Here is a 23,243-nt window from a genome sequence, read left to right on the forward strand (position 1 = left end):
GATGCAAAAGAGATGGAAGAAGATCTCTGTGATTGTGATGGTTCTTGTGGGAGCTCTGGGGATATTCAGAGCTTTCAGGCCACCGCTTTTAGAAAGTGCTTCTTTCTCTAAAGTCGTTTTTGCAAGCCACGGAGAGCTTCTTCGTTTTAGTATTTCCAACGACGATAAATACCGCCTGCCTGCACGCCTTGAAAGTGTTGATCCAAAGCTTGTTGAAGCCTTCTTACTTCACGAGGATAAGTATTTTTATTGTCACCCTGGTGTGAATCCATTTTCGATGGTGCGAGCGATTTATTCAACGGTGACGGGGTCAAGAATGGGTGGATCGACCATCACCATGCAGCTCGCAAGATTGCAGGACCGTCTTTATACCAGATCGGTGACCGGAAAGCTGTTGCAGATTCTGAGCGCCTTTAAGTTGGAGCTTTTGTATTCTAAAAAAGAAATCCTGGAAGCGTATCTGAATCTGACTCCGTTTGGTGGAAACATTGAGGGCGTAGAAGCGGCGTCGCTTATCTATTATGGAAAGCCTGCCAAAAACCTATCATTGAGTGAAGCTTTGACGTTAGCGGTGATTCCGCAAAGCCCGCAGGTCAGGTCTTTGAATCAAGAAAGTCCCGCGCGCGTGAGTTTCTTAAAATCCCGCAGTGAGCTTTTTGCTGCTTGGGCAGAAAAACATCCAGGGGATAAAAACCAGTCTTTGGATTTAGCTCTGCCGATGAGTTCTCAGAAAGTTCACGATTTGCCATTTTTAGCTCCACACTTTGTGGATTTGATGCTGCAGAGATTTCCCGAGAAGTCTGAGCTTGAAACTACATTGGATCTGGATATTCAAAGAGGCGCCGAGAAAAAACTTAAAGCCTATGTGAGTTCGCTTGCAACTAAGGGTGTGAAAAATGCCGCTTTGATGGTTTTGAATATCGAAACCATGGAGATTCAAGCGTTAGTAGGGTCGAGTGATTTTTTTAATGCCGAGATCGAAGGACAGGTGAATGGTGTTGTTGCTAAACGCAGCCCGGGTTCGGCACTGAAGCCTTTGCTTTATGCTTTGGCGCTAGATCAGGGATTGATTCATCCACTGACTCTCTTAAAAGATACACCGATGAGCTTTGCGGGTTATGATCCTGAAAACTTTGATCAGAACTTCCGTGGTCCTCTTTCTGCTACGGACGCTTTGGTCCATAGTCGAAATGTGCCTGCGGTCTATTTGGATTCTCAGGTAAAATCACCGAGCTTCTATGATTTCTTAAAAGACTTCGGCGTGAGCCAACTGAAGACGGCAAAACATTACGGACTCAGCCTTTCTTTGGGGGGCGCAGAAGTCAGCATGGAGGAAATGCTGCAACTTTATTCGGTATTGGCTCGTCAGGGTTATCGTCTTCCAGTGCGTTGGTTGAAAGAACAAAAAACACCGAGCCACGTCCCGCAATTGATTTCCAAAGAAGCAGCCTTCGTGACTTTAGATATGCTGACCAAGAATCCTCGTCCCGAAGGGCAGGATCTGAATTCAATTTTGCGAACCTCAATGGATGTCGCTTGGAAGACGGGGACCTCCTTTGGCTTTAGAGATGCATGGGCCGTCGGTGCGTTTGGTCCATTTGTCGTCGGTGTGTGGCTTGGGAATTTTGACGGTGAAGGAAACCCCGCATTTATCGGAAGAGATCTTGCGGGGCCTTTGTTGTTTCAGATGGTGGATTTATTAAAGCCGCTTGCTGAAACTTACCCTTTGTGGAAATCAATGTCGGGCTTGGGACTTAAAAAAGTAAAAGTGTGTTCGATCTCGGGGCACTTTCCGGGACCACACTGCCGCCACCAGCAAGAGACCTGGTTCATTCCGGGGAAGTCGCCGATTTCTACCTGCAATATTCATCGTGAAGTGATGATTTCAAATCTGACCGGGCTTCGTCTTTGTGCACCTCCGGCAGATCCAAAAATGGTGCGAACGGAAGTGTATGAGTTCTGGCCGACGGATCTTTTGGCGGCGTTTAAGTCCTTTGGGGTGATCAAAAGAAATCCCCCAAGTTTCGAGCCGAAATGCCGTCTTGCCGAAGGCGGGCTTGAGGGGAATCCTCCACAGATTAACTCTCCAAAAATGGGAGTGGTTTACCACCTCGGGGTGCTGACTAAAGATAAAAACGAAATCCCTCTGCAGGCTATTTTAGATAGCGATGTTGAAAAGGTGACTTGGTTTGTAAATAACGAGTTGGTGGGAGTCAGTGAGGGGCGCAAAGCCCTTTTATGGAAGGCACGCCCCGGTAAATACATTGTTCGAGCCGTCGACGATCTTGGTCGAAGTGATTCCCGGGATCTTGAGGTACAAATAGCGCGTTAGGGACTACTTTCCTGCTTGTCTGGTAAAAACACTTAATTTTATCATGGAGTCTGAGGTGTTTATGAACGGACTTCACCGGGGATCTCCTTTATTGGATGAACAAGTAGCTGCGGGCTTGCGGGGTGATTTCGTGCGGGGGCAAGAAATTGCTGACGAACTCGAGCGAACCACTCCGAACTGCCATCGCGCCGGTTTTAACCGCGCCTGGTACGAAATGCGTAAAGGTAAACTTCTTAAAGGGCTTGAGCTCTTAGATTGTGGTCGCTGGGAACGAGCTTTTGGTGATCAGCCTCTGGCAACGAATAAACCTATTTATCGTAACGAAAATCTTCAAGGCAAACATGTTCTGATTCGTAGCGAGGGTGGCTATGGCGATGAGATTATCAACGTCCGTTTTGCCGCTGACTTCCATCAGCGTGGTGCTAAAGTCAGCGTTGCTTGTGATAATTCTTTGAAAAGTGTATTCGCGCGTGTTCCTGGAGTTTCTGCGGTTGTCGGTCATCGTGCGGCTGCGGATGTCTATCATGATTTCTGGGTGCCAGGTATGAGTGCTGCTCGTGTGCTTGAGTATGAGTATAAAAATCTCACAGGCGAGGCCTATCTGAACGTAGATCCACTTTATCGTGCTAAGTGGAGTGAGTTCTTTGCAAAATCCTATGACAGTCAAAAGCGCCCGCGCATTGGTTTGAGGTTTTACGGCAATCCTCAGTTTGAACACGAACAACATCGTCGTTTTCCAAAAGAAGGTCTTATTCAAACTCTTCAAGGTCGTCCTTGGATCAATCTGCAAAAAGAAGAAACGGATCTAAGAATTGAATCGTGGGAGGATACACTTGCCGTGATTGAGCAGCTGGATTTGGTGATCACTTCATGCACGAGTGTTGCGCATGTAAGCGCGGCCCTTGGAAAAGAGACCTGGGTTTTGACTCCGATTCTACCGTACTATATCTGGGCTTTGCCGGGTGATACGTCGCCTTGGTATAAATCTGTGCGTCTTTTCCGTCAGGAACAGTTTGGCGATTGGACATCTGCTTTTAAAGCTGTAGAAAAAGCTCTTCAAGAAAAAGGTCTTGTATGAATTTGAACGAAACATTGCATAGTAAGTTTAATACTCAGATTGAAAACGCTTACATCATTCGTATTGCGGGTCACTCCGAATCGGAAAACCTGGCTGCTCGTTGTGCGCAGTCTTGCGAGCAAGTCGGGCAGAACTATCGTTTTTTTGACGCCATTGACGGAACTTCGGGCGGACTTAGAACTCCTGACTCACTCAAAGACTGCACATATTTAAAATGGTTGAAGGTCATGGATCATGAGCTTTCCGTAACGGAAGTTGCGTGCGCGCTTTCACACTTTGCACTTTGGGTACGATGTCTTGAGTTGGATCGCCCCATCGTGATTCTTGAGCATGATGCTGTGATGGTGAAAGCCTATACAGATTTTCAAGCGTACAATCAGATCGTCTATTTAGGTGGAGCCGAGCAAGTCAAAGGCTGGCCTGTGCTTTCGATTCCACCACATGCGACGTTGAATCCAAACTATCACTTCATTTGCCGAGCTCACGCGTATGCGATTGACCCAGCAGTTGCAAAAAATCTAGTAGCCCACGTTATTCGCTACGGAATCCATGAGAGCTTAGACATTATGATGAGAGCGGATATTTTCCCAATTACTCAAATGGGCTTCTATGCTTATGACGTAGGTGGGGAAACCACCATTGTCGATCGCAAAAAAGCTCCTAAAGGTGCAGAACGGTAGTATATGAAAATGCGCAGCTTAGATAAACTTCAAGATGATGATCAAACACTCAAGCTACGGTTCACGGAAATTTCTTCGGCACTTGTGGATTTATTGTGCATAGAAAATATTAAAACGAAGGCGTACCGTGATGAGGGGCTTCCGCATTTTTCTGTTTTGAGCACTGCCAAAAAGATCGATGTTATAGACCATCTTGAAGTTTACTATAATTTATGCGCAGAACATCTCAGCGAAGGACAGGCTTTACGTGACAGCAAGAGGTTTACATGGCGTGCTCTTGTGAAAATGGGTTTGGCGCCATTTTCAGATCTTTTGAACAGAATCACCGAGGGTGACATTGTAGAGATCTACGGCTGCGACAACACTCAACTCTTTCGCAATCTAGAGTTTTTCGATGTTTGTTCTTACAGCATAGAGGAACTTTTTTGTGTCGAATGGTATCGGCTTTTCCAGCGCGATAACAAAATATCTGATCTGATTGGGCAAAAGGTGAAAGAACTTCTGGACTATAAGCATCCTGAAGGCCTCGAGGGCCCTTTCCCTGAACATATCGTGACCGAGATTTTTTCTGATGAAAAATATCAGTCGAAGGTATTTATGAAGGTCGTGGCACCGCTCTATCAGAATAAGCGTATTGCAGCATTTATCTGTATAGAGCGCGGTCATGTTGTTAACAACTAAAAAAGCACCTAAGGGTGTTAAGCTCTAGAACTCGATAAAATACACAAATTTTGAAGCAGCCTTTTCGTGATACAATTCGTATATCATGGAGGTGTGTGATGAGCTTGTTGCTTTCACTTATTTTATCATCTATGGCTTGGGCGCATGTGCCTGTTTTGCTTTTGCCTATAAAAGGAACGCCCATAACGACTTATTACGTTGGTAACTCAAGTGTGTCTCGCGCCATTTATTCCGAGTTAACTAATAGCGGGGACTTTTTTGTGGTGAACTTCCTTGTAACCGCAGGTAATGAAAAAAGCCTCATACAAATGTTGACCCCAGTTTGTAGTGCAATTCCTCGCTATGAAAGCTTTCAGCCGAGCGCCATGGTTTTCGAGGGCGAGGCTCCATGGAAAAACCAAGGTGAGTCCAACACTGATTATATTAACCGCTTAAAAGCGAAAGCGATTGCGCGCATTGAATCTAATTTCCCGGTGGGCTCTCGACCAAAATATTATGAAGAGTTTGCGAAACAGTACTATTGGGTTGGGGGTGAGTGGCGAGGGAATTTAAAGCCAGGAATTTATTCCATCGCCGTCTACGATTCAAAGGGTGATCGCGGGACTTTTACTCTTGGCCTTAACGAAAAGGAAGCATGGACGCCGGATCTTTGGAAGTACGTCGCGGAAGTCTTGCCGTCGATTTCAGCAGGGATCTGCAACCCAAAAGGCTTCTCCGGGGCAATGCCAGAATAACTCCGTAACCCGAGAAGAGTTTGTTCTTCATGCGAACCTTATGGGGCTATAAGAAACTGACTCGGACTTGTACCTCGCGCTTTAATTATTGGCGAATACTGCCTGTCTTCTGCTTGCAATGAATCTACGGCGTCTACAGAAGTGATAAGATCCATACGCTCATGGAAACGGATGAGAGTTTCCGCTGGTCCAATATTAATAAACTTACGAACGCCAAGCTCTTCGATCATCCAGCGATAGGTTTGGTGCCAGTAAACGGATCCAGTCATATTCGCATTCATATCTTCTAAAAGGTCTTCGCGAGTTTCGATGAGCTTACAAAGCGCCGTCGAGACCATCGGTACTTCCCAGTCTTGGATATTCACAGCTCCGAAATGTTTGAACGTATAAGCTGTAGTTTCGTTCATTGCCTTCGAGTGCAAAGGCTTGTCACAGAGAGGACGTAGTCCATACAAACTCTGTGTCGTAGGGTCTGAGCACCACGCTTGCAGAATTTCATTAGGGCCGCCGACAAGGAAGTGTTTTGGCGTCTGATAAACAGCGATATAAAGCCCGCGACTTTCGATCGCTTTAATTTCCTCTGGCGACAGAGGGTTTATCAACGATTTGACACAAACTACGGAGCTTCCTTGGATCGTCTCGCCGTGAAGGCCGAAGAGATAAGTGCCCAACATAATTTGTTCAAAGGTCATAGCGCCTGAGCAGGCGATGCGAGCAGAGTCGCCAAGGGAACAACCCACCAAATAGTCAGGCGTCGGGTGAAACTTCATAAGGCGATCATAAAGCCCGACGTGAGTCACAGCTCCAAGCATGGCTTTCAAGGATAGACTTGCCTGAAAGACCTCTTGGGAAGTTTTTGAATAATCAATGAGTGAGACATTACCATTAGAGTAGCCCAAAAGAAGGTCATGGGCTTCTTCGAGACGAAGTCGCACTTCTGGGATGAGCAAGGCGGCGTCACGTTGCTCGACATTATCCAACCCATCAATTCCTGAAAACATCACAGCTGTTTTAGACATGGGAACTCCTTTGGTTAGAGTCCCTGTTTATCTCACCTATGTGTAAACTGAAAATTTTTGAGAGCGAAAGTGTTGCCCGCTACCTATGCTACAGAGAGAATGTGCCTGACTGTCTAAATTGTAGACAGAGAAGGTGACCTACTTCTGTGGCCACAGAGCTTTTTGAAACTCTGCAGAGCCTTCGAAGGTGGTGTATGAAGCGCATTTTTCCATAGCGCCAATTTGGTATCCGTAGCTTGGCCCAACTTCTTGCGAGATTGCTTGAGCGGAACGCCCTTCACATTTGAGAAAACAAATTTTTCCAGATTCACTATTCAATTGCGCTTCGATGCAGCCAATACCAGAGTCCTTTGGGTCCAGGCTTTGGGAGGCTGTCCTCCAGCCATCGCCTTTTAAGATTTGTTCGGCCCCCATAAGAGTTGCTGGGGGACGAAGATCGTCAGGGACTCTTTCTGGTTTTGATTTTAGGAATATGACTACGGCAATGCCCGAACCAACAAGGATGGCTATTAGAAATTTACTTTTCATATTCTAGTTTCGGCAGTATTCGGTGTTGCGTTCATAGTACTTGTAATTGGATTTGCAAGGATCGTAGCTCTTGTAAGCCCAGTCTTCGCCTTGCCATACTTGCTCGATGAAGTATCTCTTCGCCGGTTTGAAGAACTCTGCATGGCGATACTTGAACGTCAGCATTTTAAGAGCTTCGTCCATCGGTTTACCGTTATAGAGCATTTGATAGAGAGTGCTTGCTTCGCCAGTACGATCCGCGCCACCTTGGCAGTGAACGAGGATAGGGCGTTGAGCGGTTTTGAAAAGATCCAAAAGTTTGATCAAGTTTTGGCGGTGAGGAATCGCCTCAGCCAGCATTGAGATGTCGTGATGCTCGACTCCGTTTTTAGCGGCAACTTGTTTTTCTTCTTTGTACCACTTCTCATCAGGGTAGGCGCCACGAAGATTGATGATAGTGCGAATGCCATACTTCTTAATGTAGTAGTCGAATTCTTTGCCATCTAACTGTGCAGAACGATAATAGCGGCCGCGATCGATCTCGTGAAAGTTCGGGCCTAAGATATCGCTAGCAGAGGCCGAGGAAAGAATAAAAAAACTTAAAAGGCTTCCAAAGATGCATTTCATGGTGTTTCTCCTGTCTTCCAAAGATTTTCAAAATCGGCGATAAAGCGAGAGACCGCTTTAGGATCGTTTAAATAAATTTGATTCTCGGCGTTTAGGCTGCTGGCCGAATAGGAGTAATTATAAGAGCCAGTTTCAACCCATTTTCCATCCACGATGGTAAATTTGTTGTGCATAGAACCTTTTTGCGAGCCAAAACGGACGCTGAATCCCTTGCTAATCATTTCAGGGATTTCTGAGTAGTCTCCAGAGGCTTGTTCTTCATCGGCAACGATGCGGATTTTTACGCCCTTTTGCTTGGCCTCAAGCAGGGCCTTGTGAATGTCATCAAGTGCCAGGCTATAGATCGCCATATCAATGCTTTTCGTCGCAGACTTAATGTAATCCACGATAACCTTGTCGCAGTTTTCGCCAGGCGAAAAGCAGGTTTGCATATTTTGAACGCCCCAAGCGGACGTCAGAACGAATTGGACAGAAATAATTGCTAGAAGCGATCTCATGATGCTCATACTCGTGACCCCTCAATTGTATGAAGTCCAAAGCATATCAATGCCGATCTTGAAATCACGAAAAATCACCAAAAAACGTTTAGAAAGCCTTGAGTCATGGGGGATGGCAAAATGACGCGTTTCAAAACTAAAGGGTTCCCATCTTTCAGAGAAAGAACTACTATTTAAGGTTGCTATGTTTCGCTAAATTGGACGGAGAATATGGGTTTCAAAAAAAGCTTCCAACTAGTCTCAGATTTTAAGCCTTCTGGTGATCAACCAAAGGCGATTCAGGATTTGGTACAAAATTTTAAGCTAGGATTAAATCATCAAACTCTTTTAGGTGTGACTGGATCTGGAAAGACCTTCACGATGGCGCACACTATTGCCCAACTGAACGAGCCCGCTTTGGTATTGGCACCTAACAAAACTTTGGCGGCTCAGCTTTATGCCGAATTCAAAGAATTGTTTCCTAACAATGCGGTCGAGTACTTTGTAAGTTACTACGACTACTATCAACCTGAAGCGTACATTCCTTCGACGGATACATATATCGAAAAGGACTCGGCGATTAATGATCAAATCGATCGCATGCGCCACTCGGCGACGCGCTCTTTGTTTGACCGTCGAGATGTAATCATCGTCAGCTCCGTTTCTTGTATCTATGGTTTGGGTTCACCGGAAGCTTACGAAGGCATGATGATTCAAGTGGTGGCGAACTCCGAGATGAAGCGCGATCACTTCTTGAAAGAGTTGATTCGTATTCAGTATCAAAGAAATAATGTGGACTTCCATCGCGGTACGATTCGTGTTCGCGGCGATGTTGTTGAGGTATTTCCTCCGTACGAAGATGAAAGAGCCGTTCGCTTTGAATTTTTTGGGGACTATGTTGAAAAAATCGCTTGGGTAGATCCGTTAACTGGCCAAGTTTTAGAAGAGCTTGATCAAATCGGCATCTATCCCGGCAGTCACTATGCCACTGGTGATGAAAACTTGAATCGTGCTATCAAAACGATTCAGGATGAGCTTCGTGGACGTATTCAAGAACTCAATGCGAACATCAAACTTCTCGAAGCTCAGCGCTTAGAGCAAAGAACGTACTACGATATCGAGATGATGGAGCAGATGGGTTTCTGTCAGGGGATCGAGAACTATTCTCGACATCTGACGGGGCGGGGGCCTGGGGAGCCACCTCCGACATTGCTGGAGTACTTCCCTAAAAATTTCGTAACTTTTATCGATGAGTCCCACGTGACCGTTCCGCAAATCGGGGGGATGTATCGTGGGGACCGTGCACGCAAAACGAACTTAGTCGAGCATGGTTTCCGTTTGCCGAGTGCCTTGGATAATCGTCCTCTGAACTTTCAAGAGTTTGAGCGCATGATGGATAAAGTGGTTTACGTGTCGGCAACTCCGGGGAATTACGAATTCCAAAAATCAGAAGGCGTTATTGTCGAGCAGATCATTCGACCAACGGGTTTGATTGATCCTGTCGTAGAAGTACGCCCTGTACGTCATCAAGTGGATGACCTGTTGGCTGAAATCCGTGAGCGTATTAAAAACAAAGAGCGTGTTTTGATTACGACACTTACAAAACGCAGTGCCGAGGATTTGACAGAGTACTATGAATCTTTAGGCATCAAAGTAAAGTACCTGCACAGTGATATTGAAACCGTAGAGCGTACCGAGATCCTACGGGATTTACGTTTAGGCGTGTTTGACGTTTTGGTGGGGATCAATCTTCTTCGAGAGGGTTTGGATATTCCAGAAGTAAGTCTTGTGGGTATTACAGATGCCGATAAAGAGGGTTTCCTACGATCTGAGCGTTCGTTGATTCAAACCATCGGTCGTGCCGCTAGAAATCTGAACGGGAAAGTTATTTTGTATGGGGATCGTGTGACGGACTCGATGCAAAAAGCGATGTCCGAGACAGATCGTCGTCGTCGCATTCAAAGTGAACATAATGAAAAGAACGGCATCACGCCGATGTCCGTGAAGAAACGTATCAAAGAAGGCCTAGGCGATGTCTTTGACGGTTCAGTAGGCGCGCACTTAGTGGGCGGTCCCGAGCAGAAGATTCTGAGTATGGCTCAGAGATTCGGTAACGAGTCCGGTAAGATTGAGCAAGAAATTGATAAACTTCGTAAGAAGATGAAAGAGTATTCTTCGAACCTCGAGTTTGAGGAAGCGGCTAAGATCCGCGACGAAATTAAACGTCTACAGATTTTGGATTTGAATGTACGCGGTGGTGGCGAGATCGAAAAAGAATCGGTTCAAATAGCAGAGGGTACCAAGAAGTAAACTATGAGCGAAAAGTTCGACGAGCTTCGCGAGCTCATTAAAGAATATCCTACTCAAAGCGGAGTTTATCTGATGAAGAACTCCGTGGATAAAATTATCTACGTGGGTAAGGCCAAAAATCTGCGCAATCGCGTGCGCAGCTACTTTACGGATAGCAAAGACCATTCGCCGAAAACCCGCATCTTGGTTCAGAATATTTTTACAATTGAATACATTCTGACTAAGACCGAAGTCGAAGCATTCCTATTGGAAGCCTCGCTGATTAAAAAACACCGCCCGAAATACAATATCCGTCTGCGCGATGATAAAACGTATCCCTACATCCGCCTGACCTGGCAAGAAGACTTTCCGCGCTTGTACCTCAGTCGCAAGGTTAAAAAAGACGGCAGTCTTTACTTCGGTCCTTATACCAGTGGTGGCGCGGTGTTTGGGACGATTCGGTTTTTAAATCGCACCTTTAAGATTCGCGATTGTACGGATGCAATGTTCAGATCCAGAAAACGCCCCTGCATGACTCATCAAATTGGGCGTTGTACGGCGCCTTGTGTGCAATACATCAATGCTGAAGATTATCATTCCGAAGTTGAAGGCGCGTTATTATTCCTTAAGGGAAAAAATAAGAATCTTGTTAAAACGATGAAACAACGAATGCTGCAAGCGGCGGAGGAAGAGAAGTTTGAAGTCGCAGCCCGCTTGCGTGATTCCATCGAAGCGATTAAGTCGATCTTGGCAAAACAAGCGGTCATCAACGATACCTCCGAAAAAGATCAGGATGCGATTGGTTACCATGGTGACGAGCGCGGCTGTTTGATCGAGACCGTTCATATTCGTCAAGGCCGGGTGATTGGTACACGTCCGCACTTTATTCCACTTTTGGATGTTTCGGATCCGACCAGTGATCCGCGCGAGTGGTTAGTATCCTTTATGAATCAATACTACGAGGACAATATCATTCCTGATGACGTACTTTTACCAACGGAAATCGGTGGTGATCTTACCAAATTGATGGAAGCTGTCTTGCAAGAGCGCTCGGGGCAAAAGAACGTAGTTCGTTTTGCTACGGACGAAAAGGGCCGCGCATTGGTGGATATGGCTAATCAAAACGCCAAGGCGCATTTTGAAAAGTATGTTTCTAAGTCCGAAGAGAAATTGCGTGGGCTTGATGAGATCAAAGAAAAATTCGGTTTGTCCCAGCGACCGACGCGTATTGAGTGTTATGATATTTCGACCTTCCAAGGATCTGAAACAGTGGCTTCTCAGGTCGTGTTCGAAGATGGTGTTCCAAGTAAAGACAACTATCGTCGCTACAAGATTAAAACTGTGGAAGGGATCAATGACTTTGCTTCGATGTACGAAGTATTAAGCCGTCGCTTCAAGCACACAGAGTATGAAGATCCGCAATTGATCGTCGTCGACGGTGGTAAGGGACAATTGTCGCAGGCCATGCGTATCCTTGACGAAATCGGACGTAAAGACATTCCAGTGGTAGGTTTGGCAAAAGCGCGGACCGAGTCTGACTTTCAGGCGGCCGAAGTGTCGTCTTCTGAAGAGCGTTTCTTCTTACCGGGGCGGCAAAATCCGGTGATCTTCCGTTCGAACGCCGAGGCTTTACATATTTTAGTTGGAATTAGAGACGAGGCCCATCGTTTTGCGATCACTTACCATCGTAAGCTTCGCGAAAATACCAGTCTTGAGAGTGAACTCGATTTTGTCGTAGGACTTGGCGAAAAGAGAAAGCGCACCTTGCTGACTCACTTTAAAGGGGTGCAAGAGCTTAAAGAGGCTGATCCCGACGAAATTGCAGAGCTTAAAGGTTTCAACAGAGTGCTTGCCGAGCGTGTCCTTTTGCAGTTGAATGAATCTCACGAGGAACAAGAGGACAACGTAGAGGAATCATGAAGAAACACGCGTTTTTTGTGGCACTGGGGATCTTTTTCAGCCGTATCGCTGGCCTGATTCGCGAGAGAGTGTTTGCCCATTATTTCGGCAACTCAGACGCCGGGGATGCGTTCAAAGCTGCATTGAAGATTCCAAACTTCTTGCAAAACCTTTTTGGTGAAGGTGTCCTTTCCGCAAGCTTCATTCCTGTCTATGCCCAAATGCTCGCAAAAAAGCACGACGAAGATGCTGCGAAAGTAGCTTCGGTTGTCGGAAGTCTATTGTTTGTTTTAACTTCCGTTTTGGTTCTGTTCGGTGTTCTTGCAACACCTGCATTGATTGATTTGATCGCGCCTGGATTTAGCGGAGAAAAAAGAGAACTTACGATCAAGATCGTAGAAATTCTTTTTCCCGGCACGGGCTTCTTGGTCATGTCGGCATGGTGCTTGGGGATTCTGAATTCTCATAAAAAGTTTTTCTTATCGTATGTGGCTCCGGTTATTTGGAATGTGGCGATTATCGTTGCGATGATCGGGTGGAGTCATCAGGATCAGTTTCAACTTGCGATCACGACCTCTTACGGCTTGGTTGTAGGAAGTTTTCTGCAGTTTTTTGTTCAACTTCCATTTGCATTAAAATTAGGGCGAAAAATTTATCCAAGTCTAAATGTGAACGTCGATGGCGTTCGCACTGTGATGAAGAGCTTTTTCCCAGTGGTTCTTTCCCGCGGCGTGGTTCAGGTCAGTGCCTACATTGACAACGTTCTTGCCAGTTTACTGCCGGCAGGGGCGGTCTCGGCGTTGGCGTACGCTCAGACTCTTTATTTGTTGCCCGTCAGTCTCTTTGGCATGAGTGTCTCGGCGGCGGAACTTCCGGCGATGTCTCAGGCCGTGGGTACTGAAGAAGAAGTGAAGCAATACTTAAGAAATCGGTTAGACAGCGGTCTTCGTCAGATTGCCTTTTTTATCGTTCCTTCGGTCGTGGCGTTTTTGTTTTTAGGAGATCTCGTTGTTGGCGCGATTTTTCAAACAGGGGTTTTTGATAAAGATAGCACGAACTACGTTTGGGTCGTGTTGGCTGGATACTCTGTAGGGTTGCTTGCTAGTACTTTAGGGCGACTTTATTCTTCGACCTTTTATTCATTGAAGGACACCAAAACTCCGTTGAAGTTGGCCATTCTTCGAGTGTTCCTTTCCACCGGCTTGGGAATTTTCGGTGCTTTCTATTTGCCGAATCTTTTGGGCGTTGATCCGAAGTGGGGAACTGCGGGTTTGACTTTGACGGCGGGTCTTGTTGGATGGATTGACTTTAGTTTATCTCGTTACATTCTCAATAGAAAGATTGGTAAAACGGGTGTTGACCTCGGTTTTATGTCAAAACTTTGGGGCGCAGCCATAGCGAGTGCTACGGTTGCATTTTTGACAAAGCTGTTATTGAATGATTTTAGTCACGTCATTCTTCGTGCTGCAATTGCGCTTGGAGTTTACGGGATTTTGTATTTTGCTATTGGATATGCTCTGAAGATAGAGCAAGCCCATTCCTTGGTGGGTAAGATTAAAAGACGATTTTAGGAGCCAACTATGAAAATGCTAGCGATGCTTTCCTTATTGCTGTTTACATCTCTTGCTCACGCCGAAGACTTTGGCGTTGGTATTATTTTAGGGGATCCGACAGGTCTATCTGCCAAAATGAAGCTGGATGGCTCTCATTCGCTTGATGGTGCGTTGGCATTTTCCTCAGGAAAACGTACGGGTGCTCAATTTCATGCTGACTATCTTTGGGATCGCGCTCGTAGCTGGGGGACAACTCAAGGTCCTTTAGATATGTACTACGGTCTTGGCGGACGTTTGGTCTCTTATGAGGACGATGATGATAAATCGAAACTGTCCATTGGACCTCGTGGTTCTATCGGCCTTAATTTCAATATCAATAATCCTAATATTGAATTCTTTGGTGAAGTTGCGGCAATCCTTGAAATTGCTCCATCGATGGCGGCAGATCTTGATGTTGGTGTCGGTGCGCGTGTTCGCTTTTAATCTTTGATGGATAAGCTTCAGAGATTCGTAATAGTGTTACTGCTGGTGGGAGGAATGTATTACCTCTACTCCCATCGTGATACCGCATCTACAGGGGAAACAGAGAGCGTAGAGACTTCTGTAGAATCTACTCCTTACGAGGGAGAGGTCTCTAAAACTGCTGGGACCAAGTCTATACAGCAAGAACCTACTCCGGGAAAAACTCAGGTGGCCGTTAAAGACGGGCCTGCGGTTCAAAGAATTAAAAACGGTTCGCAGCGTCCCCCGAATGCACTTCAATACAAATTAGATGAGGGCATCGCAATAGTTCAAGGAGACATCGCCTTGGGAGAGATTGTTGACGCCGAAGAAGGCGCAACGACGGGTTTTGTGAAAATGCCCGAGATTCGGCTTTGGGAAAGTTCGATTATTCCTATCTATATTCAGCCAAACTTACAGAATCCAGAAAGAGTTATTAAAGCTCTGGAATATTTTAACGGCACCGCGATTCGCTTTATACCCTACACGGATCAAGAAGACGTGATGGTTTTTGAAGAAAGCGGCGGGATTTGTAAGTCTTATGTCGGTAAAATTGGCGGCAAGCAACCTCTGTGGATTGCACCGAACTGCGGCCCTGATGACATCGCTCATGAAATCATGCATGCCCTTGGCTTTGTCCACGAGCAGAACCGCACAGATCGCGATCAATACATAACGTTGTTTCCAGAAAATATCGATGAGCAATATCAGGACAACTTCTTTCGCCTGCCTGAAAGTTTGATGACGGTGAGTGGGCTTGCGGCCTTTGATTACAACTCATTGATGATGTATCCACCGACGATGTTTTCCAAAAACGGCCAACCAACAATGCAATCCCGCCGTAGTGATAAAGATATCAATCCCACCGAAGGCCTGAGCTCTGGTGACATAGACCGTTTGCATAAAGCTTACGGCGGTCGCTAATACCTTAGTGCTCTTAACGAGTCATGTACACTTGTGTTCGATAGACTTAAAGATGTGGTCGTGAAAAAGTTGGTCTCAGTTAAAAAATGCAACAATTGACCGCGCACGGCCATGCTCTATCCTTTCTAAAAGACTAGGAAGGTCCTTCTTGGAAAATAAAGAATCTGCAAGTATTCGTCTGAGACATCCCTCTAAATATCTTGGAAAAAAAGTCGTCGTTGTCGTTGGTGGTGGCTTTGCCGGTCTCACAGCCGCAAAACAATTTGCAAACCGACGAGACACCTATGTGATTTTAGTGGATGAACGAAACCATCATTTGTTTCAGCCACTTCTTTATCAAGTAGCAACGGCGGGTCTCAATCCTGCAGATATAGCAGTTCCTATCCGTGCGCAGTTCTCAAGAACGAAAAATATTGAAGTGCATAAGGTGAGTGTCTCTGAAGTGGACCTTGAGCAAAAGGTCGTTCGCTTGCCATATAGTGAAATTGAGTTCGACTATGTCGTTCTTGCATGTGGAGCTCAACATAGTTACTTCTCAAATCCCGAATGGGAGGAACATGCTCCAGGTTTGAAGTCTTTGGAGCAAGCGACAGAAATTCGTCGTCGCATTTTGTCGGCTTTTGAAAAAGCCGAAAGCGAGTTAGATGCCAATCGCCAGAGAGCCTTTTTAACTTTCGTCGTTATCGGCGGGGGGCCAACAGGTGTTGAGATGGCGGGGGCAATTTCGGATATTAGCCGTACAGTTTTGTTGCATGATTTCCGCCGTATCGACCCATCCCAAGCCAAGGTAGTTTTGCTAGAAGCTGGCCCCCGGGTGCTGGCAGCCTTTAGCGAGGACCTTTCCAAGCAGACAATGATGGATTTACACGAAATCGGTGTAGAGGTTCGTACCTCAGCAAGAGTGACCCATATCGATAAATATTGCGTACAGGTTGGCAGCGAGGTGATTTCATCCCGCACAAAGATTTGGGCCGCCGGCGTACAAGCCTCGAAGATGGCCTTTACACAAGATATCAAACGAGACCGGGCTGGTCGCATTCAGGTGAATAAAGATCTCTCGATTCCGGATTATCCTTTTGCATTTGTTGTGGGGGATATGGCGGCGTGTGAAATGGCTCCTGGAAAAACAGTTCCGGGTTTGGCCCCGGCAGCGATCCAGCAGGGAAGGCATGTTGCGAAGGTCATTCTAGCTTCGATCTACCAACGGCAACGTCCAAGCTTCCAATATGTCGATAAAGGACAGATGGCTACCATCGGAAAAAACCGAGCTGTTGCGAATACTGGAACTTTCAAAATGACGGGATACATCGCTTGGCTTGCTTGGCTCTTCGTGCATGTGTTTTATATGATTGGTTTTAAAAATCGTTTTTCAGTGATGGCTCAGTGGGGTTGGAGTTATATTTTTTCCAAGCGCGGAACGCGCTTAATAACGGAAAAAGGCTGGAAGCTGAAAACCTAACTGTTCCCAGTTGGTACGAATGGCAAAAATGTATGAATGTAGGTGTGGCAAAATATTTTGCCGCGCTTTCTTGCGCCTAGAGTAGCCTGCTACTGGATCTAGACTTATCAGTGTTTGTTGTGGCTGATAGTTTTAGAGAATAGGGAGGATTCAGAATGATTAAAGTAATTCTAGCAGTGATTGCATTATCAAGTTTTGCATTTGCAGAAACAAAAGAAAAAGCGAAAGACCGTTTTCCAGCGGCGACCGCTATTGCGACGGTGAAAGCAACAAGTCTTGAAGGCGCGATGAAGAAATTCAGCGCTAATAAGGCGGTAACCGCGTTGATTAGAGCCGAACGCGCAAAATACAAAGACTGCGGCGGAAGCCTGGGTAAGTTTGACGCAAAGAGCGCCATGCAAACCTATACTGGCAAAGGTGGGGTTGCTGACCATTATGTAGCCCACTTGGTTCCTATTTACGGTGGTTGCGGTGGTTCAGGTATGATTGAAGAAGCGCACATGCTCGGCAAAGTCGGTGTTCGTATCAATGTAGAGCTCGAAGATGAAGAATATTATTTCTTCGGTTTCGTGAAGGTAAGAGACATCACTCCTGGAGAAAAAGACCAATCTTCTGGATTGAGCAATAACTAATTTTTAGAGATAAGAATTTTAAAAGACCCGCAGGCGTTTGCTGTGCGGGTTTTTTATTTTGAGTTGTGAAGAGAAATAAAAAAACGAGTTCTTTCGGAACTCGTTTTTTTATAATTAAATTTGCTGCTGGAAAAATTAGTGAACAGAGTGAAGCTGATTCATCGCTTTGCGACCACATTCCTTGCAGTGGGCGACTTCTTCAAGTTTGTCAGCATCCAACGTGTCGAAATAATTGAACTCCAGACTGCCATGGCAAACATTGCAGTGACTAAGAGCATATTTCAGCTTCTCACGACGTTTGATTTCTTGTTCTGGGAGTACATTAATGCGGAATATTTCCATAAAAGCCCTCCTGGCTAAGAACGGAATTTCGGCAAGGTCCTTTGCTTCAGAACATCCTGTTCATTCACAACAACCGCCACTTATGTAACCTATCGGTCACAAAGTGTTCAAACTTGAGACATCTTGGGTCCAGTTTAAGGTTAAAATCGGCAAAGTAAGTCGTAGCGCAACGCGAGAAGGATGGTCTTTGGTCGGGTTATTTCGTAAGTTCTGCTTCAGATGGCAGCTGAAGAATCGGTCACGAACTACTTTTCCTACGTTAAAAACGTTTTGGGAGTGAAAACTCTTCAATCCGCCCGTATTCGCCAAAGCCTCCAAGAAGAAATCAAAACGGACAGTTGCGACCTCTTATTCTTGAATCTGAAGCAAGCCGCTGACCTGAGTGTCTTCGCTAAAGAGAGTGCCGACCTTCTTGATAAAATGATCCAAGCAATGCGCTTGGGGGGCCGCCGTCATTTGATCATGGAGCATGATCTAACGGCAGCGCCACTTTCGCTGAATCAAATTCTGCAACAGTACTCGCAAAAAGTAAGCACGCCGTTTGTGGTGGTGTTTTCAACAAAACCCTCTAGCAACAATCTCCAAAACTTGGGATCGATGAAGTTCATTGAAAGTTTTGGTCCTTCTTACTTGTTGCAAAACCCCAATACTAAAAAGTTGGCATGGGCTGATCTGCAAAAAGTGATGAAGGAGTTAGGAGTTTTATGAAACTCCTAGGGGCCTTCCTCGGAGTCCTCTTCATTTCTCTCGGTGTTTTCGCACAGGAAAAATGCACGGTCGCGGTAACTATTCGTGAACCTATTGGGGCTGCGACGTTGGACTATCTGACTCGTGCCGAGAGGTTTGCTGTCGATAACAAATGCGGATCTATTTTTGTTCGTATGAATACTCCAGGTGGCAGTCTGCAAAGTACGAGGCTCATCATCGAGAAAATCCTAGCCTCTCCAGTTCCATACTTGTGTTTGATTTCTCCTTCGGGTGGTCACGCGGGCAGTGCCGGTGCGATCATTTTGATGGCTTGCCATGTAAGCGGGGGTCTTACGGCCACGAATATTGGCGCAGCTACTCCAATTTTGGGTGGCAATACCGGAGAAACACCAACCGATCTTCGCAACAAGATGGTCAACGACACCGTTAGTTGGTTAGAGGGCATCGCAAAACTGCGTGGTCGTAATCAGCAATTCGCAAAAGAAATCGTCACTGAAGCAAAAGCCGTCAGTATTGATGAGGCGATCAAAATTAAAGCGTTGGATATTGTCGCGAACAACGAGCTTGAGTTCTTGAACAAAGCTAAAGGCAGTAAGGTTCAGATTCGTGAAGACAAGGACTTAGCAGTGGATGTCGGCAGTCTGCGAGAGTTCGAACCGGATCTTCGTTATAAAATTTTAAACTTCACAGCCGATCCAGAAATTGCTTATTTGCTTTTCATGGGTAGCATTGCTCTGCTCTATGCCGAAATCACACATCCAGGCCTTGTGGCTCCAGGGGTGATTGGCGGAATTGGTTTGATTCTCTCTTTGATTGCGTTTCATAAGCTTGATGTCGAGTGGGGCGGTCTTGCACTCATCCTTTTGGGCGTTGCGTTCCTAATTGCGGAAGTCTTTGTCGCAAGTTTTGGAATTTTAGGAGTCGGCGGTATTATCTCGTTCGTCGTCGGGAGCTTGTTATTATTTGACCGCGAAACCACCGGCTACACATTGCCATGGACTTTGATTGCAGCAGTGACTGTTGTCGTTGCGGGATTCATGTTGGGCTTAGGCTATCTAGCGCTTAGGACCATTCGCACTCGCCGAAAAGATGCGGACTTCGATTTAAAAACAAAAAAAGTCAAAGTGGTTGCCGTGGATTCAACAGGTCTTTCAGGACAAGTTGAAATCCAAGGTGAGTTTTGGAAGTTTATCAGCGATGAGAAGATTCAAATGACTGACGACATTCAGGTTCTCGGTCGTCAGGGACTGACTCTGAAGATCAGCAAAAAGGAGTAAACGTGGAGTTTTTAATATTTCTAGGCGTAATGTCGGTTGTTTTGATCACGGCAACGGTGAAGATCCTGCCAGAGTGGGAGCGTGGTGTGATCCTTCGCTTCGGTCGTTCTATCGGCATCCGCGGTCCTGGTTTGATCTTCTTGATCCCCGGAGTAGAGCGCATCGTGAAAGTCGATACTCGTACCATCACGATGGACGTGAAGCCCCAAGACGTGATCACAAAAGACAACGTCAGCATGCAGGTCAATGCGGTTGTATACTTCAAAGTGGTATCTCCGGAAGAGGCAATCACGAAAATCGAAGACTATTTCTTTGCAACCAGCCAGCTCGCGCAAACAACTCTGCGCTCGGTCGTGGGGCAATATCACTTGGATGATATCCTTGAGCACCGTGATAAGGTGAACCAAACCTTGCAGGGGATTCTTGATAAGCACACAGAGTCTTGGGGTATCAAAGTTGTGATGGTCGAAGTAAAGCAAATCGACCTTCCGAAGGAAATGCAAAGAGCCATGGCCCGCGAAGCCGAGTCAGAGCGTGAACGTCGCGCCAAGGTCATCGCTGCAGAAGGGGAATTACAACGTGCTCAGAAGCTTGCGGACGCATCAAACTTGATGCAAAACTCTCCCTCTGCGATTCAGCTGGCTTATCTACAAACTTTGACTGAGATTGCTGGCGACAAAACGAATACAATCGTTTTCCCTCTGCCAATCGAGTTTGTGAAGCCATTGATTCAGATGGGCGAGGCGATGGATAGGAAGTAGACGCGGATATGGAAATTAAAAAGATTCATCGAGCTTCATGTCATTGCAAGGCGGTCGAATTGGAAATCCATTTGCCAAATGGATTAGAGAACCCAAGACGGTGCGATTGTTCATTCTGCCGCATGCGGGGAGCTATCGTAGCCTCCGCGACATTAGATGGAATTAAGATCTTAAAGGGAGCTGATAAGCTAACTCTTTATCAATTCAATACCAAAACTGCTAAGCACTATTTCTGTTCAGTTTGCGGAATCTATACTCACCATCAGCGACGCTCAAATCCAAATCAATATGGATTCAACGTCGCATGCTTGGAGGGAGTGAATCCCTATGAGCTTGGCGACGTGCCAATCATGGATGGAGTCAATCATCCTGCAGACCGAAATAAATAGGGTCTTTTTATAGTTCAAAATTATTGAATGGATTGGCAAAGTCCGAAGCTCTCAAGAGTGACAGCTGCGCAGTTTATTCTCATGTCAGAGTTTTGAATCCCGTCACAAAGACTTGGACTATTCAATGTATTAGCCAAACAATTTTTTCTAATATCAGAGTTCTCAATAGAGTCGCAAGAGCTTGGGCTATCAAGTGTAATCGCAACGCAGTTTCTTCTAACATCAGAGTCCTCAATGGAATAGCAACGGCTAGGACTTTCGAGCGTAATAGCTACGCAGTTGCTTCTGAGGTTAGAATCTTCAATCGAATCACATCTACTTGGACTTTGGAGAGTCATGGCATCACAAGAGTTCTTAATGTCAGAAGCGGCCGCTGATAATGTATAGGCCATCATTAAAGTGACAATAAATGTTGTTTTTAGTTTCATAAAAATCTCTCCGTGACTGTTTTATAAGGTTCCATAGGCCTATTAGCAATTAGAGGGCCAAAGTATCTTTTTGCAAAAGTCTATTTTGGCGAACACATGACCGAAGTTAATGGTATTCTCTTGTTGAACAAACGATTCGCCTCAAGTATGCCTTTTGGTAATGTCTTTAGAGAATTGGGTCCTTTTTTATTTTCTATTAGTCTGCTCTTTCGCGCAGACCGCTTTTGGCTCATCAAATGAGCTAGTTCTAGGGAAAAACTTTAAAGTTCCTGTTGAGCAGGACATTCACTTTGTATCGCTTGAGAAAATCAATCTTGATCTATTTTCTGGGTTTCCTCGTAAAATCGATCTTCGAGATATTCAATCGGAAGTAAAATCCCAAGGTGCTCGCGGGGCTTGTACATATTTTGTTATCACAAGCTTAATTGAGAGTTTGATTAAAAAGTCTACGGGAACAGAGACTGATCTTTCAGAAGAGTATTTGGCCTGGGCAGCAAAAACAAAAAAGAAACTACGCTCCTATGAGGAAGACTCCTCGGTAGCGGTCAATGCGGTGACCGTACAAGAGTTTGGATTCATGTTTGAAAAAGACCTGCCGTATCAGCAAAGCTGGTTCGATAAGGGGTTTCCTTGTGAAACCAAAAAAGGAAAGAAGGATGTCGATCTTGTTTGCTATGCTCATGCGGGGCCAAAGCCAGAAAGCGAAAGAAATATAATTTCTGGAAGTACAATTGAGTTCCGAGATATTGGTTCAAGAAGCATTGATATTGTGCGCGAACTTTCCAGTTGGAAAACCCCTGTGACCATTTCTATTCTAGCGCATCCTAATATGTGGAAAGAAACTGAAAAAACTGGAGACCTATTCTTAGATAAGGCTTCAAAGCGGGAATGCCAATTGAAGCCACAAGTCTGTACGGGACACGCCGCCCTGATTGTTGGTTACGATATTGATAAAAGAATTTTCTATATCAAAAACAGTTGGGGGAAAGTGTGGGGTCAGCAGGGGTATGGAACGATTCCCTTTGATTACATAGACCAGATGTCGAATCGGCGATTGTTAATAGGTCGACTGTTAGCCGCTATTAAACTGCCTACCGAAAAGTAGTTCAAAACCACCTGTTGTGGTGCGTGTACGAAGAGAACTTGGCACGCTTGAAGAAGTCTCTGCCTAGACATTCTTCGGGTTTTTGTCCCGCAATTGGGTCGGGCCTTTGTTGAAGAAACATAGTTTTGTCGACATCCAGCTCCCCACCATTTACGATTTGATTCAGGGGGAAGTATGAAAAAGTTTATTTTCATCTGCTGCGGTCTTTTGATTCTTATGGGATGTCAGAGAGAACCAGTGATTGTAGAAACCAACAATGATCAACCAGTAGTATATCCTAAAACGATAGCGACCAAAGACACTATGTATCTGAGTGTGGCCTACATCGGTTCCGATGCCACTCAATGGGTACGAGCAGACAAGACCTTTAACATTGAAAAGTATTTCACCTCGGCCTCGGATTCTGAAGCCAGAAAGTGGTTGTCGTTTGAGGATTCAGAAAGCTTCGTGAGCATCTCTTTGATTCCAGTCAAAGTGCCGACGTCGGAAATGAAATACGACCTTTGGATGATGGGAAACCACGGAAAAGAGTACCGTGTCGAAGTCACTTATTACGACAAAAAAGCTCAGGGATATCCGCCATCTCTTGATAAGACAAAGCCTCAAGGAAGTACGTCAGGAGTCTTGCAAATGGGGGGCCTTTCTACACTTATCAATATGGATTCAAGACCCATGGTTACCTCGCAGGGGATTCCATTTGATGCGAATAGAATCTCAATTCACGTATCTTTCGGAAATTAAGTCTTCTAAAAATTCTCAGCGTACTAAGAAAGATAAAGGAGCCTTTGTGGGCTCCTTTGTGCTTCATGGCCGCGTGGTCATGGGATACCCCCGTAAAATCT

24 protein-coding genes are annotated in these 23,243 nt (G+C 45.6%); 18 read left to right on the forward strand and 6 right to left on the reverse strand.

From position 1 onward, the window contains the following. Position 1: 1 nt before the first annotated feature. The 5 genes from pbpC to ACLWBB_RS08065 all read left to right on the forward strand — a co-directional run bounded on the left by pbpC (position 2) and on the right by ACLWBB_RS08065 (position 5,505). Entirely contained in the window at positions 2-2,332 is a 2,331-nt protein-coding gene (gene pbpC / locus ACLWBB_RS08045) for a penicillin-binding protein 1C (RefSeq protein ID WP_413291107.1), read from the forward strand. Positions 2,333-2,393: 61 nt separating this feature from the next. Then, complete coding sequence (locus tag ACLWBB_RS08050; RefSeq protein WP_413291108.1) at positions 2,394-3,410, forward strand: hypothetical protein; 1,017 nt, start codon at positions 2,394-2,396, stop codon at positions 3,408-3,410. Beyond that, positions 3,407-4,090: a glycosyltransferase family 25 protein gene (locus ACLWBB_RS08055; protein ID WP_413291109.1), complete on the forward strand. Its 684-nt coding sequence runs from the start codon at positions 3,407-3,409 to the stop codon at positions 4,088-4,090. The genes ACLWBB_RS08050 and ACLWBB_RS08055 overlap by 4 nt, the downstream gene beginning before the upstream one ends. A gap of 3 nt (positions 4,091-4,093) precedes the next feature. After that, complete coding sequence (locus ACLWBB_RS08060; protein WP_413291110.1) at positions 4,094-4,771, forward strand: hypothetical protein; 678 nt, start codon at positions 4,094-4,096, stop codon at positions 4,769-4,771. Positions 4,772-4,869: 98 nt separating this feature from the next. Continuing rightward, a complete protein-coding gene (locus ACLWBB_RS08065) occupies positions 4,870-5,505 on the forward strand; it encodes a hypothetical protein (RefSeq protein ID WP_413291111.1) in 636 nt (211 codons plus the stop codon). Positions 5,506-5,543: 38 nt separating this feature from the next. On the opposite strand, the gene ACLWBB_RS08070 is transcribed toward ACLWBB_RS08065, so the two are convergent. The 4 genes from ACLWBB_RS08070 to ACLWBB_RS08085 form a co-directional block, all read right to left on the reverse strand. Continuing rightward, positions 5,544-6,524 (reverse strand): hypothetical protein, encoded by a 981-nt coding sequence (locus ACLWBB_RS08070; RefSeq protein ID WP_413291112.1) that lies wholly within the window; start codon positions 6,522-6,524, stop codon positions 5,544-5,546. Between the two features lie 138 nt (positions 6,525-6,662). Then, positions 6,663-7,052 (reverse strand): hypothetical protein, encoded by a 390-nt coding sequence (locus ACLWBB_RS08075; RefSeq protein ID WP_413291113.1) that lies wholly within the window; start codon positions 7,050-7,052, stop codon positions 6,663-6,665. Between the two features lie 3 nt (positions 7,053-7,055). Next, on the reverse strand, positions 7,056-7,658 hold the full coding sequence (locus ACLWBB_RS08080) for a tyrosine-protein phosphatase (RefSeq protein WP_413291114.1): 603 nt from the start codon (positions 7,656-7,658) through the stop codon (positions 7,056-7,058). Continuing rightward, positions 7,655-8,164, reverse strand: a complete 510-nt coding sequence (locus ACLWBB_RS08085; RefSeq protein ID WP_413291115.1) for a phospholipase D-like domain-containing protein — start codon at positions 8,162-8,164, stop codon at positions 7,655-7,657. The genes ACLWBB_RS08080 and ACLWBB_RS08085 overlap by 4 nt, the downstream gene beginning before the upstream one ends. A 201-nt stretch (positions 8,165-8,365) precedes the next feature. Here ACLWBB_RS08085 and uvrB point away from each other — a divergent pair, with 201 nt between their 5' ends. The 7 genes from uvrB (at position 8,366) to ACLWBB_RS08120 (ending at position 17,391) form a co-directional block, all read left to right on the forward strand. Further along, entirely contained in the window at positions 8,366-10,444 is a 2,079-nt protein-coding gene (gene uvrB, locus ACLWBB_RS08090; protein ID WP_413291116.1) for an excinuclease ABC subunit UvrB, read from the forward strand. A 3-nt stretch (positions 10,445-10,447) separates the two neighbouring features. Next, on the forward strand, positions 10,448-12,343 hold the full coding sequence (gene uvrC, locus ACLWBB_RS08095; RefSeq protein WP_413291117.1) for an excinuclease ABC subunit UvrC: 1,896 nt from the start codon (positions 10,448-10,450) through the stop codon (positions 12,341-12,343). Continuing rightward, complete coding sequence (gene murJ / locus ACLWBB_RS08100) at positions 12,340-13,893, forward strand: murein biosynthesis integral membrane protein MurJ (RefSeq protein ID WP_413291118.1); 1,554 nt, start codon at positions 12,340-12,342, stop codon at positions 13,891-13,893. Before uvrC ends, murJ begins: the two co-directional genes overlap by 4 nt. Positions 13,894-13,902: 9 nt before the next feature. Then, positions 13,903-14,358: a hypothetical protein gene (locus ACLWBB_RS08105; RefSeq protein WP_413291119.1), complete on the forward strand. Its 456-nt coding sequence runs from the start codon at positions 13,903-13,905 to the stop codon at positions 14,356-14,358. Positions 14,359-14,412: 54 nt separating this feature from the next. After that, on the forward strand, positions 14,413-15,300 hold the full coding sequence (locus tag ACLWBB_RS08110) for a M12 family metallopeptidase (protein ID WP_413291120.1): 888 nt from the start codon (positions 14,413-14,415) through the stop codon (positions 15,298-15,300). A 148-nt stretch (positions 15,301-15,448) separates the two neighbouring features. Beyond that, complete coding sequence (locus ACLWBB_RS08115; protein WP_413291121.1) at positions 15,449-16,759, forward strand: NAD(P)/FAD-dependent oxidoreductase; 1,311 nt, start codon at positions 15,449-15,451, stop codon at positions 16,757-16,759. A 155-nt stretch (positions 16,760-16,914) separates the two neighbouring features. Next, positions 16,915-17,391 carry a hypothetical protein gene (locus ACLWBB_RS08120; RefSeq protein WP_413291122.1) on the forward strand — a complete coding sequence of 159 codons (477 nt, stop codon included), beginning with the start codon at positions 16,915-16,917 and terminating at the stop codon, positions 17,389-17,391. 135 nt (positions 17,392-17,526) lie between these two features. On the opposite strand, the gene ACLWBB_RS08125 is transcribed toward ACLWBB_RS08120, so the two are convergent. Beyond that, positions 17,527-17,733 carry a hypothetical protein gene (locus ACLWBB_RS08125; RefSeq protein ID WP_413291123.1) on the reverse strand — a complete coding sequence of 69 codons (207 nt, stop codon included), beginning with the start codon at positions 17,731-17,733 and terminating at the stop codon, positions 17,527-17,529. Between the two features lie 219 nt (positions 17,734-17,952). Here ACLWBB_RS08125 and ACLWBB_RS08130 point away from each other — a divergent pair, with 219 nt between their 5' ends. From ACLWBB_RS08130 to ACLWBB_RS08145, 4 genes are read left to right on the forward strand one after another with little or no spacing between them, the layout of a single operon-like run. Then, on the forward strand, positions 17,953-18,441 hold the full coding sequence (locus ACLWBB_RS08130; protein WP_413291124.1) for a hypothetical protein: 489 nt from the start codon (positions 17,953-17,955) through the stop codon (positions 18,439-18,441). Continuing rightward, positions 18,438-19,718: an NfeD family protein gene (locus tag ACLWBB_RS08135; RefSeq protein WP_413291125.1), complete on the forward strand. Its 1,281-nt coding sequence runs from the start codon at positions 18,438-18,440 to the stop codon at positions 19,716-19,718. The genes ACLWBB_RS08130 and ACLWBB_RS08135 overlap by 4 nt, the downstream gene beginning before the upstream one ends. A 2-nt stretch (positions 19,719-19,720) precedes the next feature. After that, entirely contained in the window at positions 19,721-20,479 is a 759-nt protein-coding gene (locus tag ACLWBB_RS08140) for a slipin family protein (RefSeq protein WP_413291126.1), read from the forward strand. A gap of 8 nt (positions 20,480-20,487) precedes the next feature. Then, the gene (locus tag ACLWBB_RS08145; RefSeq protein WP_413291127.1) at positions 20,488-20,868 is read left to right on the forward strand and encodes a GFA family protein; all 381 of its coding nucleotides are present in this window, start codon (positions 20,488-20,490) and stop codon (positions 20,866-20,868) included. Positions 20,869-20,888: 20 nt separating this feature from the next. Here the strand turns inward: ACLWBB_RS08145 and ACLWBB_RS08150 are convergent, their stop codons facing one another. Continuing rightward, positions 20,889-21,296, reverse strand: coding sequence for a hypothetical protein (locus ACLWBB_RS08150; protein ID WP_413291128.1), 408 nt, complete (start codon positions 21,294-21,296; stop codon positions 20,889-20,891). Positions 21,297-21,456: 160 nt separating this feature from the next. On the opposite strand from ACLWBB_RS08150, the gene ACLWBB_RS08155 reads away from it, so the two are divergent. Beyond that, positions 21,457-22,401 carry a C1 family peptidase gene (locus ACLWBB_RS08155; RefSeq protein ID WP_413291129.1) on the forward strand — a complete coding sequence of 315 codons (945 nt, stop codon included), beginning with the start codon at positions 21,457-21,459 and terminating at the stop codon, positions 22,399-22,401. Between the two features lie 174 nt (positions 22,402-22,575). After that, positions 22,576-23,142, forward strand: coding sequence for a hypothetical protein (locus ACLWBB_RS08160; protein WP_413291130.1), 567 nt, complete (start codon positions 22,576-22,578; stop codon positions 23,140-23,142). Positions 23,143-23,243 lie beyond the last annotated feature (101 nt).

This window comes from Bdellovibrio sp. HCB337 (genome assembly GCF_047302465.1).
Lineage (GTDB): Bacteria > Bdellovibrionota > Bdellovibrionia > Bdellovibrionales > Bdellovibrionaceae > JACMRP01.